Genomic DNA, 14,455 nt, shown 5'->3' on the forward strand with positions numbered 1-14,455 from the left:
AGCACCACACGCGGTTGAACAATTAATGTGTAATCTTTGACGAGCGTTTCTCATCAAAGGCGGCGCAGTATACAGAAAATGACCGCTTTTGGCAAATGGCGCGGATGGATATCCGCTCGCCGCGTCAGCGTGTACACTACTTCTCCTTATTACAGAACCGGATAGAGATCGACATGCCCGTTGTTCAGGTTGCCCTGCCCGTTCCGCTGCCTCGCCTGTTTGACTACCTGCTGCCTGCCGATGCACCGCTGCCGGTGACAGGCGTGCGCGTCAGTGTGCCATTCGGCAACCGGAAAATGGTGGGCATTGTGGTCGGCATACGCGAAACCAGCGACCTGCCCCTGACACAACTAAAGCAGATTGATGAATTGCTGGATGACAGCAGCCTCTATTCACCCGCGCTGTGGCGCATTTTGCAGTGGGCAGCGCAGTATTATCACTCCCCGTTGGGCGAAGTGTTGAACCATGCCTTGCCGGTGCTGTTGCGCCTGGGCAAACCTGCGCAGGAAGCCCCGCTGTGGCAATGGGTAATCAATGACGCCGGGCGTGAAGTGGCGCTGGATAGCCTGAAACGCGCCCGCAAACAGCAGCAGGCGCTGGCGGCACTGCGCCAGCAGCCACTCTATCGTCATCAGATTGGCGACCACGATCTCACCGATGCGGCCTTGCAGGCACTACGTGCCAAAGGCTTGTGTGATCTGCGTGAGCACGCTGCGCCATTACACGACTGGCGGGACACGTTTGCCGTTAAAGGGGAGAGGCTGCGGCTTAACACCGATCAGGCCATGGCGGTCGGCGCGATTCGCAGCGAAGACGATCGCTATGCTGCCTGGTTGCTGGCCGGGATCACCGGCTCAGGGAAGACGGAGGTCTACCTGAGCGTGCTGGAAAACGTGCTGGCGCGCGGTAAACAGGCGTTGGTACTGGTGCCGGAAATTGGCCTGACGCCGCAAACCATCGCCCGCTTTCGTGAACGTTTCGATGCGCCGATTGATGTGCTGCACTCGGCGCTGAATGACAGCGAGCGCCTCGCCGTTTGGCTGCGGGCGCGCAGTGGTGAAACCGCGATTGTGATTGGCACACGATCGGCGCTGTTTACGCCGCTGGCACGTCCCGGCGTGATCATTATTGATGAAGAGCACGACAGTTCCTATAAACAGCAGGAAGGCTGGCGTTATCAGGCGCGCGACCTGGCGGTGTTTCGCGCCCATGAGGAAGATATCCCGATTGTAATGGGATCGGCCACGCCCGCGCTGGAAACGCTGCACAACGTGCGCAACGGCAAATATCGTCAGCTCAACCTCACCAAACGCGCCGGTAACGCTAAACCGGCGTTGCAGCAATTGATTGATCTGAAAGGACAACAACTGAAAGGCGGTCTGGCCCCAGCCCTGCTGGGCAAAATGCGTCAGCATTTACAGGCAAATAATCAGGTACTGTTGTTCCTCAACCGCCGGGGCTTCTCACCGGCCCTGATGTGCCACGACTGTGGTTGGCTAGCCGAGTGTCAACGCTGCGATCGCTACTACACGCTGCATCAGCACCATCGTCAGCTGCGTTGCCACCATTGCGACAGTCAACGCCCGTTGCCGCATCAGTGCCCACAATGTGGATCAACCCACTTGATGCCGGTGGGTGTCGGAACCGAGCAGTTAGAACAGCAGCTCGGTACGCTATTTCCCGGCGTGCCGGTGTCCCGCATCGATCGTGATACCACCAGCCGCAAAGGCGCGCTGGAGCAACACCTGGCGGATGTGCATCGCGGTGGCGCACGCATTCTGGTCGGCACGCAGATGCTGGCAAAAGGCCACCATTTCCCGGATGTTACGCTGGTTTCGTTGTTAGATGTTGATGGCGCGCTGTTCTCCGCCGATTTCCGCGCCGCTGAACGTTTCGCACAGCTCTATACTCAGGTTGCAGGCCGCGCGGGCCGTGCAGGTAAACAGGGAGAAGTGCTGTTGCAGACGCACCACCCGGAACATCCGCTGCTGCAAACCCTGTTGCATCGTGGTTATTTTGCCTTTGCCGAGCAGGCGCTACTGGAGCGTCAGTCTGTGCATCTACCGCCGTGGACCAGCCATGCGCTATTTCGCGCCGAAGATATGGATAACCAGCAGGCCGCCGAGTTTCTCAATCAGTTACGTAACCTGATCGAGGCCAGCCCGTTGAAAGATCAGGCGCTGTGGCTGATGGGACCCGTTCCGGCGCTGCAACCCAAGCGCAGTGGCCGCTGGCGTTGGCAGCTGTTGCTGCAACACCCATCGCGCAAACGGCTGCAACAGCTGCTGAGTAGCTCGCTGCCACTGCTCTCAACGTTACCCGCCGCCCGCAAAGTCAAATGGACGCTGGATATTGACCCGACTGAGAGCTGAGTCGCGTCATATCTGCGAGGCGGATCGAAAAAAGTCGCACAAGTCACAATTTTTATGCAAATTAAGTAACAACACTGCCCGCGGTTCGGTTAACAATAGTGCCGACCCGACAGATGCCCGCCTTTAGTCAGAAATTCAACGCGCCGTACCGCGTCAGGAGTAAAACGTTGGACCAGAAGCAACCCTCAACCACCGCCACCATGAAAGATGTGGCTGAGAAAGCGGGCGTTTCGACCGCCACGGTTTCTCGTGCGTTGATGAACCCGGAAAAAGTCTCGGCAGCCACCCGACAGAAGGTGGAACAGGCAGTGATTGCCGTCGGGTATGCACCTCACGGTCTGGCGCGCAACGCCAAACGCGGTGAAACACAAACTATCCTCGTCATCGTGCCGGATATCTGTGATCCCTTTTTCAGCGAGATTATCCGTGGCGTAGAAGTGACCGCGGCGCAAGAGGGTTACCTGGTGTTAATTGGCGATTGCGCCCACCAGAACCAGCAGGAAAAAACCTTTCTCAACCTGATGCTGACGCGTCAGATTGATGGCATGGTGCTACTCGGTTCACAACTGCCGTTTGAGGCGGGGGTTGAAGATCAACGTAACCTGCCGCCAATGGTGATGGGTAACGAATTCGCACCTGAAATGGCGCTGCCTACGGTGCATATCGATAACCTGACCGCCGCTTTCGAGGCGGTGAATCACCTGTTGCAACTGGGCCATCGCCAGATTGCATGCATTACCGGTCCAGAACATGTTCCATTGTGCCAGTACCGTTTACAGGGCTACATCCAGGCGCTGCGGCGCAGTAATCTCCCGGTCGATCCCACGCTGATTGTGCACGGTGATTTTACCTTTGAAGCCGGAGCCACGGCGCTGAAGCAGCTGATGAGTTTGCCTAACCCACCAAAAGCGCTGTTTTGTCATAGCGATTTGATGGCGCTGGGTGCCATGAACCAGGCTCGCAAGCTGGGTATGCGTATCCCTCAGGATCTCTCCGTGGTGGGTTTCGACGACATCGAACTGGCGCAATATTACGATCCCCCGTTAACCACTGTTGCTCAGCCGCGCTTTGATATTGGCCGTGAAGCGATGTTGTTGCTGTTGGATGAGTTACAAGGCAAGCGCGTCAACAATGGTTCACGCTTGCTCGATGCGGAATTACGTGTGCGTGGCAGCACCGCCCCTGTCGCAAAACGTTAAAAATGACTACCTTTACAGCGCATTTTCAGCGGATTCTTAAGGCAGTCTTCGCTGGTCAAAGTTCCAGCCCTTGAGTAACATGGCGCATTCCTTGCCGGGCAATTAACAGCACATTTACAGGCCCGCATTTTTTAAAGGGTATCAGAACGAGAGTGGCACAAAGAGATTACGTAGGCCGCGGGCGTTCAACAGGGACGCGTCGCAAAAAAAGCACAGGCCGCAGCAAGAAAAGTAAGGGCGGTTCTGGCACCTCCAAACTGATGATCGTACTGGCTGCGGCTGTACTGGTCACCTTTGCCGGTGGCTTATGGTTCATCTCCCATCATAAGAAAGAAGAGTCACCGGTTATCCCGGACCATAAAGCAGCCGGTAATGGCTTACCGCCGAAGCCGGAAGAGCGCTGGAAATACATCAAAGAGCTGGAGAATCGTCAGCTCACTGTCCCTACCCCCACTGAACCTTCAGCAGGTGGCGGAATACAATCACAAACGCAGTTGACCGATGAACAACGCCAGCTACTGGAACAGATGCAGGCAGATATGCGTCAGCAGCCAACCCAGTTGAATGAAGTGCCGTGGAATGAACAAACTCCGGCGCAACGTCAACAAACGTTGCAGCGCCAACAACAGCAGCAACAATTGCAGCGTCAGCAGCAGGTTCAGCAACAACAGTTGCAACGTCAGCAGCAAGCCCAACAGCAACAGCCGGTAACCCGCCAGCAACCCGCTCCGATTACCCGTGAGCCAGAGCCGCAAACCCGGCCACAGGAAACGGTGAAGGCGAAACCCGTCGAGAAAGCGCCGTCACAACGTTGGATGGTGCAGTGTGGTTCATTCAAAGGCACCGAGCAGGCCGAGTCTGCTCGCGCCGCGCTCGCTTTCGAAGGTTTTGAAAGCCGGATCACTACCGGTGGCGGCTGGAATCGCGTGGTCATTGGGCCATTTAAAGATCGCAGCAGCGCTGACAGCACCGTAAAACGCCTGCACAGTTCCGGTCACGGAAACTGTATTCCCCTCGCATTGGGGGGTTGAAACCCTCTCAATTTACCCCATATCAGGTTGCATGATACTCCGCGCCCGGTGCGCGGAGTCCTTTTCTACTGCAACAAGGGGTCTGCCCGTGACAACAATAGTAAGTGTGCGACGCAACGGCCAGGTAGTGATTGGCGGTGATGGCCAGGCTACTCTCGGCAATACCGTAATGAAAGGCAACGTTAAAAAAGTGCGTCGTCTTTACAACGACAAAGTGATTGCCGGTTTCGCTGGCGGCACCGCAGATGCCTTCACCCTCTTCGAACTGTTCGAACGCAAGCTGGAAATGCACCAGGGTCATCTGGTGAAGGCTGCGGTTGAGCTGGCTAAAGACTGGCGTACCGACCGGATGCTACGTCGTCTGGAAGCGCTGCTGGCAGTGGCTGACGAATCGGCTTCACTGATCATCAGCGGCAACGGTGATGTCATCCAACCAGAAAATGATCTGATTGCCATCGGTTCGGGTGGACCTTACGCCCAGGCCGCAGCACGCGCCCTGCTGGAAAATACTGAGTTGGGTGCTAAGGATATCGTGGCGAAAGCGCTCGATATCGCGGGTGATATCTGCATCTACACCAACCATAACGTTAACTTCGAAGAATTACCGTCTAAGGCGTAAGGATCAAAACCATGTCTGAGATGACTCCCCGCGAGATTGTCAGCGAACTGAATCGCTTTATTATCGGCCAGGACGGCGCAAAACGTGCTGTGGCGATTGCGCTGCGTAACCGCTGGCGTCGTATGCAGCTCGACGAAGAGCTGCGTCATGAAGTCACCCCGAAAAACATTCTGATGATCGGCCCGACCGGTGTCGGTAAAACCGAAATTGCCCGTCGCCTGGCTAAACTGGCTCATGCGCCGTTCATCAAAGTGGAAGCCACCAAATTCACCGAAGTTGGCTACGTCGGGAAAGAAGTGGACTCCATCATTCGCGATCTGACTGACGCGGCCGTGAAAATGGTGCGCATTCAGGCGATTGAGAAGAACAAATACCGTGCCGAGGAGATGGCAGAAGAGCGCATTCTCGACGTGCTGATCCCGCCGGCCAAAAATAACTGGGGCCAGCCAGAGCACGCCTCGGAACCTTCAGCCGCACGCCAGGCTTTCCGCAAGAAACTGCGTGAAGGTCAGCTGGACGATAAAGAAATTGAGATCGATCTGGCTGCCGCACCAATGGGTGTGGAGATCATGGCACCGCCGGGTATGGAAGAGATGACCAGCCAGTTGCAATCCATGTTCCAGAACCTGGGTGGTCAGAAGCAGAAGCCGCGTAAGCTGAAAATCAAAGATGCCCTGAAGCTGCTGATTGAAGAAGAAGCCGCCAAACTGGTGAACCCGGAAGAGCTGAAACAGGACGCCATCGAAGCCGTTGAACAACACGGCATCGTGTTTATCGATGAGATCGACAAAATCTGTAAACGCGGCCAGACGTCTGGCCCGGATGTCTCGCGTGAAGGTGTTCAGCGTGACCTGCTGCCACTGGTAGAAGGCTGCACCGTTTCGACCAAACACGGCATGGTGAAAACTGACCATATCCTGTTTATTGCTTCGGGTGCATTCCAGGTGGCCAGTCCGTCGGACCTGATCCCGGAATTACAGGGGCGTCTGCCGATTCGTGTGGAATTGCAGGCACTGACGGTGAATGATTTCGAGCGCATCCTGACTGAACCGAACGCCTCTGTCACCGTACAGTACAAAGCGCTGATGGCGACCGAAGGTGTGAACGTTGATTTCACCGAGGATGGTATCCGTCGTATCGCCGAGGCCGCATGGCAGGTCAACGAAACCACCGAGAATATCGGTGCGCGTCGTCTGCATACCGTGCTGGAGCGTCTGATGGAAGATATCTCCTACGACGCCAGCGATCGTAACGGTGAGTCCATCACCATCGACGCTGAATATGTTGGTAAGCATCTTGACCAACTGGTGGCTGACGAAGACCTTAGCCGCTTTATCCTGTAAGTCATCGCTTCAACGAAGCCCGGCCACTGTGCCGGGCTTTTTTTTGCACAGGATATTGATGTAGCGCTTTTTTTAGCAGGTGATGATTTTGCCAACACTTGCCAGATAGCGATATACTTACCGCTCCTGTGGCAAACAGACGACATCACTATGAAATACGATACATCTGCACTCTGCGACATCTACCATGAAGAAGTGAACGTTGTTGAACCGCTTTTTTCGAACTTTGGTGGACGCACTTCATTCGGTGGCCAGATAACCACAGTGAAATGTTTTGAAGACAACGGCCTGTTGTATGACCTGCTGGAAGAGAATGGCCGGGGTCGAGTCCTGCTGGTCGATGGCGGCGGCTCGGTGCGTCGCGCGCTGGTTGATGCCGAGGTGGCACGCCTGGCAGTACAAAACGAGTGGGAAGGAATTGTGGTGTACGGCTCGGTGCGTCAGGTCGACGAACTGGAAGAGCTGGAACTTGGTATTCAGGCGATTGCAGCCATCCCGGTGGGTGCCGCTGGTGAAGGTATCGGTGAGAGCGATGTGCGCGTCAACTTTGGTGGCGTGACTTTCTTTTCCGGCGATCATCTCTACGCCGACAATACCGGTATGATCCTGTCTGAAGACGCGCTTGATATCGAATAGCATCGGAAACGAAAACGGGTGCCATCAGCACCCGTTGTGATAAGCCGTTCAAAGTACGCTTAGACTTCTTCCATTTTTCCCAGCAGTGCGCGTAAACGCTCCTGCCACACATGCTGTTCTTCTTTCAGCTGCTGATTTTCACGCACCAGCGCATCCTGATTGCCTGAAGATTGCTGTACTTCATTCTTCAGGTGATTGTTCTGCTCTTTCAGCTCTTCGATTTCCATCTGCAACAGGGTGATGGTATCAATCGCCTGCTGTACTTTCGCTTCCAGTTTTTCGAACACTTCAAATGACATCTTTCTGACCTCTCCTAAATCTTGCAAGGCGTTGATGGTGCTGACCAGACGCAACGCGCGCCCGTCCATGACGTGGCCAGCAACGATGTCCCGATTGTATGTAGCGCGCCCCGGCAAGTCCAGCGGCGCAAGGCTTGCGAAGGAAGTCTGTAACACTTTTCAGTTAATGCCTAAAAAAAAGCGCCACAAGGAGCATATTTTCCATCTCGCCGAGAAATTCCTTATTGGCTGTAGGGGAAATAGTGCTTAAAAAACCGCAAAAAACGCGAAAACGCGCATTTTTATGACAGACCACACAGAATTCAATTTCGCTATTTCTCGTTTATGCTCGTTAACGATAAATTTACAGCAGCCCTACAAGAGAGCTGGGTGACTCAACGGATTGAGAACAACAACTGATAAAATTTAACCTCGCTTCAGGAATGCCATTATGAGTCAGACAACGAATACGCTAACAGGTCAGTGCATCGCCGAATTTCTTGGTACCGGTTTGATTATCTTTTTCGGCGCGGGCTGTGTCGCTGCTCTGAAACTTGCCGGAGCCAGCTTCGGTCAATGGGAGATTTGTATTATCTGGGGTTTAGCTGTCTCCATGGCGGTTTATCTGAGTGCTGGGGTTTCAGGCGCTCATCTCAATCCAGCAGTGACCGTAGCGCTTTGCCTGTTCGCCAACTTTGAAGGCCGCAAAGTGCTGCCTTACATTGTGGCGCAGGTTGCCGGTGCGTTCTGTGCGGCGGCGCTGGTCTACGGTCTTTACTACAGTTTGTTTATCGATTTCGAGCAAAGCCATCAGATGGTGCGCGGCAGCGTAGACAGTCTGCAACTGGCAGGGATCTTCTCAACCTATCCCAACCCTCATATCAGTGTAGGTCAGGCATTCCTGGTTGAGATGGTTATTACCGCCGTGCTGATGGCGGTCATCATGGCGCTGACCGATGACGGTAACGGTGTGCCGCGTGGCCCAATGGCCCCGCTGCTGATTGGTCTGTTGGTTGCTGTGATTGGTGGTTCAATGGGTCCGCTCACTGGCTTCGCCCTGAACCCGGCGCGTGATTTCGGCCCGAAAGTTTTCGCATGGCTGGCAGGCTGGGGTAGCGTCGCCTTCACCGGTGGCAAAGATATTCCTTACTTCCTGGTTCCGATTTTTGGCCCGCTGGTCGGTGCCTGTCTCGGTGCCTTTGGTTACCGCGCTCTGATTGCACGACACCTGCCGAGCGTAGCAACCAGCAAGTCAGAAAGTCCGGTTGCGCATGCTGAGCAGCGTAAAGCCTAAGTTTCACATTTAGATCATCAGGAAAATCATATGACTACGACAGATAAAAAATACATCGTCGCGCTCGACCAGGGCACAACCAGTTCACGCGCCGTGATACTGGACCACGACGCGAACATCGTCGCCGTCTCTCAGCGCGAATTCACTCAGATCTACCCGAAAGCGGGTTGGGTTGAGCATGATCCGATGGATATTTGGGCATCACAAAGTTCAACCCTGGTTGAAGTGCTGGCTCACGCTAACATCCGTTCGGACGAAATCGCCGCCATTGGTATTACCAACCAACGTGAAACCGCCATCGTTTGGGATAAAGCCACCGGCAACCCGGTTTATAACGCCATCGTGTGGCAGGATCCGCGTACTGCGGATTACTGTAATAAATTGAAGAAAGAGGGTCTGGAAGAGTATATCCAGCACACCACCGGTCTGGTGATTAACCCCTACTTCTCCGGCACCAAAGTGAAGTGGATTCTCGATAACGTTGAAGGTGCGCGTGAGCGTGCAAAACGTGGCGAGTTGCTGTTCGGTACGGTGGATACCTGGCTGGTATGGAAAATGACCCAGGGCCGTGTGCACATCACCGACCACACCAACGCCTCTCGTACCATGATGTACAACATTCACAAACTGGAGTGGGATGAGCGTATGCTCGAAATCCTCGACATTCCGCGTGAAATGTTGCCAGAAGTAAAAGGTTCATCTGAAATCTACGGCCAGACCAACATTGGTGGTAAAGGCGGTACGCGTATTCCAATCGCAGGTATTGCGGGTGACCAACAGGCAGCGTTGTACGGCCAACTGTGCGTTCAACCGGGTATGGCGAAAAACACCTACGGCACCGGTTGCTTTATGTTGATGAACACCGGCACTGAAGCGGTAACCTCGACCCACGGTTTGTTGACCACCATCGCCTGTGGCCCGCGTGGTGAAGTGAACTATGCGCTGGAAGGTGCGGTGTTTATCGGTGGTGCGGCGATTCAGTGGCTGCGTGACGAGATGAAGCTGTTCAGCGATGCCGCTGACTCCGAATATTTCGCGCAGAAAGTCAAAGACAGCAACGGCGTATATATGGTGCCCGCCTTTACCGGCCTCGGTGCTCCGTATTGGGACCCGTATGCTCGCGGTGCCATTTTCGGTCTGACCCGTGGTGTTAACGGTAACCACATTATTCGCGCCACCCTGGAGTCGATTGCCTTCCAGACGCGTGATGTGCTGGAAGCGATGCAGAACGACGCTAACACCCGCCTGCAATCTTTGCGCGTGGATGGTGGTGCCGTTGCCAACAACTTCCTGATGCAGTTCCAGGCCGATATCCTTGGCACCCGTGTGGAGCGTCCGGAAGTGCGTGAAGTCACCGCGTTGGGTGCAGCGTATCTGGCCGGTCTGGCGGTCGGTTTCTGGAATGACCTGGAAGAAGTGCGTTCCAAAGCCGTCATTGAACGTGAATTTCGTCCGAGCATTGAAACCACCGAGCGTAATTTCCGTTACGCTGGCTGGAAGAAAGCCGTGGCTCGCTCTCAGGCCTGGGAAGAACAGGACGAGTAATGCCCCTTCGACCCGCGGCTCCCTGCCGCGGGTTTTTCCCGCCGCTTTTCCCCGCTGTGCTACACTGCCCGCCTGTTTTTTGTCAGGTGCAGACCATGAAACGAGAACTCGCGATTGAATTTTCCCGCGTTACCGAAGCCGCCGCGCTGGCGGGCTATCACTGGTTAGGACGCGGCGACAAGAATGCTGCCGACGGCGCTGCTGTCAACGCCATGCGTATTATGCTGAACACCATCAATATCGACGGCCAGATTGTGATCGGTGAAGGCGAAATCGATGAAGCGCCTATGCTGTACATCGGCGAAAAAGTCGGAACCGGCCAGGGTGATGCCGTCGATATCGCCGTCGATCCGATTGAAGGTACGCGTATGACCGCACTGGGCCAGGCCAATGCGCTGGCAGTACTGGCAGTGGGTGATAAAGGCAGCTTCCTGCATGCACCTGATATGTACATGGAAAAATTGATTGTCGGACCGGGCGCACAAGGCGCTATCGATCTCAATCTACCGCTGGAAACTAACCTGAAGAATATCGCCGCAGCGCTGGGCAAAGCGCTCAGTCAGCTAACGGTGTCGATTCTGGCGAAACCGCGCCACGATGCGGTGATTGCGCAGTTGCAGCAACTCGGTGTACGTGTGTTTACTTTCCCGGATGGCGATGTCGCAGCATCGATTCTGACCTGTATGCCCGACAGCGAAGTCGATGTCATGTATGGCATTGGCGGTGCGCCGGAAGGTGTGGTATCCGCCGCGGTGATCCGTGCACTGGATGGCGATATGCAGGCGCGTTTGCTGCCGCGCCATCAGGTCAAAGGTGACAGCGAGGAGAATCGCCGCCTTGGTGAGCAGGAATTGCAACGCTGTGCCGCGATGGGCATTGAAGCGGGTAAAGTGCTGACCCTGGAACAAATGGCGCGTAACGATAACGTGATTTTTGCCGCCACCGGCATCACTACCGGCGACTTACTTAAAGGCATTACCCGTAAAGGTAACATCGCCACCAGCGAAACCCTGCTGATTCGCGGTAAATCCCGTACCATTCGCCGCATCCAGTCGATCCATTATCTGGACCGTAAAGACGCGGCGCTGCATCCGTTTATCCTGTAACCGTCTGCTTGCCGCTCTCGGGATGGCGTGAGAGCGGCCACCAACACAGTAACATCACCAGCGCTGTAACGAACATCAGCATGCCGAGGCTGAACTGATCGCGCTGCGGCATCAACGCTGACAGCCACGCCACCAGACCGGAACCGAGGTTCTGTAAACCGCCAATTAGCGCACCGGCGCTGCCAGCCAGCCACGCATACGGCTCCATCGCGCCGGAAGTTGCCAGCGGAAACAGCATCCCTGCGCCGAAGAAAAACAGCGCCGCAGGCACCAGCAACGTCCAGATGTTCATCACGCCAAACCAGGACGGCACCCACATCATCAAGCCTGCCAGCAGGCAACTGTTTACGCCATACCACATCAGCATGTGCCAGGATTTCTGCTCGCGCCCGGCAAACCAGGCACCAAAGAAAGCCGCCGGGATCGGCAGAATAAACAGGATACTGACCGTCAAACCATCCAGACCGAGCACACCCCCCAGCAGCACGCCACAACTGGCTTCAAATACCGCGATACCCGCCAGCGCGCCAATCAGCAGCAGCAGATAACGGACGAAGTTACCATCACTGAGCAGGGTGGCGTAGCGCCGCATAAAAGGTGTCACCGCCGTTTCGGTCGGTCGGGTTTCCGGTAACCAGCGCGCCATCGCCAGCGTCACGCCAACGCACAACAACAGCAGGAAAGCGAAACAGGCATGCCAGCCAAATAATTTGGTCAGCAGCGCCCCGATCACCGGGGCCAGCAGCGGACTGACCAGAATTCCCATGTTCAGTAAGCTATTGGCCTGCCGTAACGCCACACCGGCATACAAATCGCGCGGCATGGTACGCGCCATCACACCGGCCACGCCGGTACCCAATCCCTGAATCGCGCTGCCCAGCACCAGGATATGCAGCGAGGGAGCGAACAATGCGATCAACGCGCCCGCAGCAAAGATCGTCATCCCGGCAAGGATCACTGGTCGCCGCCCGATGCTATCTGACAGCGGACCATAGATCAGTTGCGATCCACCATAGGTCATTAAGTAGCCCGCCATCACCTGCTGCATCGCGCCACTGTGCACGCTGAGCGCATCCGCCATGATTGCCATGGCGGGTACATAGATGGTTTGCGCCATCTGTCCGACAGCGACCAGCACAATCAGCATCAACAGCAGCAGGCGGTTTTCCGTTTTAGATATCAACATGGAACAAAATGTCTGCCTGATAAACAAAGTAAAGACAGCAGTAAAAAAGGCTGGCTGTCATGAATGGCGGCAAAAATATCAGGATTCGATGACAAAGCGAGGGTTGAGTACAAAGCCGTTGCCCGATCATCGTCAAGCTGCGACACCAGCTTGTAAAGCGTCCGCTACAGTTGAAGCTGAGTGCGCTGCATTTGTCGCTGAGAGCCATTTACCCCCGTAGAGACTGGAAATCTTCCCGGCTGCTGACGAAGATAGTGACATGCCTGAAAAATCAACAATAAGGAGTGAGCATGGCAGAGTGGGTCAATGCTGAAGTACAAGAGGTGAAAAACTGGACCGATGCCCTGTTCAGCCTGCGCGTGCGGGCGCCGATCGATCCTTTTATTGCCGGGCAATTTGCCAAACTGGCGCTGGAAATCGACGGTGAACGCGTGCAGCGCGCCTATTCTTACGTCAATGCACCGCAGGACCCGCTGCTGGAGTTCTATCTGGTGACGGTACCAGAAGGCAAACTCAGCCCAAGGCTCCAGGCACTGCGTCCCGGTGATCAGCTGATGGTGACCAAAGAAGCCTCCGGTTTTTTTGTGCTGGATGAGATCCCCGATTGTCAGACGCTGTGGATGCTGGCAACCGGCACCGCGATCGGTCCCTATCTGTCGATTCTGCAACAAGGGGACGGACTGGAACGTTTTGAGAATATCGTGCTGGTGCATGCGGCTCGCTTTGCCGCCGATCTCAGTTTTCTGCCCCTGATGCAGCAATTGCAGCAACGTTATCAGGGCAAATTACGCATTGAGACGGTGGTCAGCCGTGAACAGATTGCAGGTTCGCTGCACGGACGGGTCCCTCAGCTGATCGAAAGTGGGGAACTGGAGCGGTCGGTCGGGTTATCGATGGATGCCGAGAGCAGTCACATCATGTTGTGCGGCAATCCGCAAATGGTACGCGACACCCAACAATTGCTGAAAGACAGCCGCGATATGCGTAAACATTTCAAACGTAAACCCGGGCATATGAGCAGCGAACACTACTGGTAAGATTCGCCACGAATAATGACAGTTTTTTACCGGCGTGGGTTTTGACTTTCGCCGGTAAAAACCGTTCTAATCGTGGGCTACGTTATTGGGTTAGGACCGAAGCAATGAAGAATTTGCCAGGCGCGTTGCTGCTCAGCCTCGCACTGACATTTCCCGTCTGGGCAGAAGACGCACCACCACAGGATCGCAGCGATCATCTGCCTGCTGCCCCCTATTTGCTCCCTGGTGCACCCACCTTTGATATGACCATTGCGCAGTTTCGTGAAAAGTACAATGCCGCCAATCCTGACTTGCAGTTGCTGGAGTATCGCGCTATCGACAGTCGCGATGACAAAAGCAATCTGACGCGTGCTGCCAGCAAAATCAACGAAACGCTGTACGCCTCCACGGCCCTGGAGCAAGGCACCGGGAAGATCAAAACCCTGCAAATTACCTGGCTCCCGCTACCCGGTCCCGACGAGAAGAATGCCCAGGAAAAGGCGATGGCCTACATGACTGCCCTGCTACGCTTTTTCTCTCCCGGCTTATCAGCGGAAGATGGACGCAAAAAACTCGATTCGCTGCTCAGTGCAGGCAAAGGTTCACGCTATTTTGCCCGTAATGAAGGGGCGTTGCGTTTTGTCGTTGCCGACAATGGCGACAAGGGTCTGACCTTCGCCGTCGAGCCGATAAAACTGGCACTCGCCACCCCCTGATCACCCCGGCAAAAATGACGAAAAGCAAAGCCAGCAGCATATTTGATCTCTATACTGTCTGGCAGACATCGCTGCCACTGAGCAGCGCTATTTCATGAATCGCGTTATGCGGAG

General features: G+C 55.2%; 13 protein-coding genes. 11 read left to right on the plus strand and 2 right to left on the minus strand.

Annotated elements, in window-relative coordinates:
- Window positions 1-173 precede the first annotated feature (173 nt).
- From priA to rraA, 6 genes are all read left to right on the plus strand, one after another.
- On the plus strand, window positions 174-2,372 hold the full coding sequence (gene priA, locus CTZ24_RS19575) for a primosomal protein N' (RefSeq protein WP_208725597.1): 2,199 nt from the start codon (window positions 174-176) through the stop codon (window positions 2,370-2,372).
- Between the two features lie 167 nt (window positions 2,373-2,539).
- On the plus strand, window positions 2,540-3,571 hold the full coding sequence (gene cytR, locus CTZ24_RS19580; RefSeq protein ID WP_208724399.1) for a DNA-binding transcriptional regulator CytR: 1,032 nt from the start codon (window positions 2,540-2,542) through the stop codon (window positions 3,569-3,571).
- A 152-nt stretch (window positions 3,572-3,723) separates the two neighbouring features.
- Window positions 3,724-4,602, plus strand: coding sequence for a cell division protein FtsN (gene ftsN / locus CTZ24_RS19585; RefSeq protein ID WP_208724400.1), 879 nt, complete (start codon window positions 3,724-3,726; stop codon window positions 4,600-4,602).
- A gap of 88 nt (window positions 4,603-4,690) precedes the next feature.
- Window positions 4,691-5,221 carry an ATP-dependent protease subunit HslV gene (gene hslV, locus CTZ24_RS19590; RefSeq protein ID WP_071883917.1) on the plus strand — a complete coding sequence of 177 codons (531 nt, stop codon included), beginning with the start codon at window positions 4,691-4,693 and terminating at the stop codon, window positions 5,219-5,221.
- Between the two features lie 11 nt (window positions 5,222-5,232).
- Window positions 5,233-6,564, plus strand: coding sequence for an ATP-dependent protease ATPase subunit HslU (hslU, locus tag CTZ24_RS19595; protein ID WP_208724401.1), 1,332 nt, complete (start codon window positions 5,233-5,235; stop codon window positions 6,562-6,564).
- A 150-nt stretch (window positions 6,565-6,714) separates the two neighbouring features.
- Window positions 6,715-7,200 (plus strand): ribonuclease E activity regulator RraA, encoded by a 486-nt coding sequence (gene rraA, locus CTZ24_RS19600; RefSeq protein WP_013510991.1) that lies wholly within the window; start codon window positions 6,715-6,717, stop codon window positions 7,198-7,200.
- 59 nt (window positions 7,201-7,259) lie between these two features.
- Here the strand turns inward: rraA and zapB are convergent, their stop codons facing one another.
- The gene (gene zapB, locus CTZ24_RS19605) at window positions 7,260-7,499 is read right to left on the minus strand and encodes a cell division protein ZapB (RefSeq protein ID WP_208725598.1); all 240 of its coding nucleotides are present in this window, start codon (window positions 7,497-7,499) and stop codon (window positions 7,260-7,262) included.
- 430 nt (window positions 7,500-7,929) lie between these two features.
- On the opposite strand from zapB, the gene CTZ24_RS19610 reads away from it, so the two are divergent.
- The 3 genes from CTZ24_RS19610 (at window position 7,930) to glpX (ending at window position 11,423) form a co-directional block, all read left to right on the plus strand.
- A complete protein-coding gene (locus CTZ24_RS19610) occupies window positions 7,930-8,772 on the plus strand; it encodes an MIP/aquaporin family protein (RefSeq protein WP_208724402.1) in 843 nt (280 codons plus the stop codon).
- Between the two features lie 30 nt (window positions 8,773-8,802).
- Entirely contained in the window at window positions 8,803-10,317 is a 1,515-nt protein-coding gene (gene glpK / locus CTZ24_RS19615) for a glycerol kinase GlpK (protein WP_208724403.1), read from the plus strand.
- A gap of 95 nt (window positions 10,318-10,412) precedes the next feature.
- Entirely contained in the window at window positions 10,413-11,423 is a 1,011-nt protein-coding gene (glpX, locus tag CTZ24_RS19620; RefSeq protein WP_208724404.1) for a class II fructose-bisphosphatase, read from the plus strand.
- On the opposite strand, the gene emrD is transcribed toward glpX, so the two are convergent.
- Complete coding sequence (gene emrD, locus CTZ24_RS19625; protein WP_208724405.1) at window positions 11,413-12,609, minus strand: multidrug efflux MFS transporter EmrD; 1,197 nt, start codon at window positions 12,607-12,609, stop codon at window positions 11,413-11,415. The two genes, glpX and emrD, sit on opposite strands and share 11 nt — an antisense overlap.
- Before the next feature lie 290 nt (window positions 12,610-12,899).
- On the opposite strand from emrD, the gene fpr reads away from it, so the two are divergent.
- Both fpr and CTZ24_RS19635 read left to right on the plus strand, forming a co-directional pair.
- Entirely contained in the window at window positions 12,900-13,646 is a 747-nt protein-coding gene (gene fpr / locus CTZ24_RS19630) for a ferredoxin--NADP(+) reductase (RefSeq protein WP_208724406.1), read from the plus strand.
- Between the two features lie 104 nt (window positions 13,647-13,750).
- The gene (locus CTZ24_RS19635) at window positions 13,751-14,341 is read left to right on the plus strand and encodes a YiiQ family protein (protein ID WP_208724407.1); all 591 of its coding nucleotides are present in this window, start codon (window positions 13,751-13,753) and stop codon (window positions 14,339-14,341) included.
- Window positions 14,342-14,455: the final 114 nt, after the last annotated feature.

It is taken from the genome of Pantoea phytobeneficialis (assembly GCF_009728735.1).
In the GTDB taxonomy this organism is placed as follows: domain Bacteria; phylum Pseudomonadota; class Gammaproteobacteria; order Enterobacterales; family Enterobacteriaceae; genus Pantoea; species Pantoea phytobeneficialis.

Excerpts from the sequence above, each read along its gene's own strand:
- priA (WP_208725597.1), top strand. The coding sequence starts at position 174 with ATGCCCGTTGTTCAGGTTGCCCTGCCCGTTCCGCTGCCTCGCCTGTTT.
- hslU (WP_208724401.1), top strand. The coding sequence starts at position 5,233 with ATGTCTGAGATGACTCCCCGCGAGATTGTCAGCGAACTGAATCGCTTT.
- rraA (WP_013510991.1), top strand. The coding sequence starts at position 6,715 with ATGAAATACGATACATCTGCACTCTGCGACATCTACCATGAAGAAGTG.
- zapB (WP_208725598.1), bottom strand. The coding sequence starts at position 7,499 with ATGTCATTTGAAGTGTTCGAAAAACTGGAAGCGAAAGTACAGCAGGCG.
- CTZ24_RS19610 (WP_208724402.1), top strand. The coding sequence starts at position 7,930 with ATGAGTCAGACAACGAATACGCTAACAGGTCAGTGCATCGCCGAATTT.
- glpK (WP_208724403.1), top strand. The coding sequence starts at position 8,803 with ATGACTACGACAGATAAAAAATACATCGTCGCGCTCGACCAGGGCACA.
- glpX (WP_208724404.1), top strand. The coding sequence starts at position 10,413 with ATGAAACGAGAACTCGCGATTGAATTTTCCCGCGTTACCGAAGCCGCC.
- emrD (WP_208724405.1), bottom strand. The coding sequence starts at position 12,609 with ATGTTGATATCTAAAACGGAAAACCGCCTGCTGCTGTTGATGCTGATT.
- fpr (WP_208724406.1), top strand. The coding sequence starts at position 12,900 with ATGGCAGAGTGGGTCAATGCTGAAGTACAAGAGGTGAAAAACTGGACC.
- CTZ24_RS19635 (WP_208724407.1), top strand. The coding sequence starts at position 13,751 with ATGAAGAATTTGCCAGGCGCGTTGCTGCTCAGCCTCGCACTGACATTT.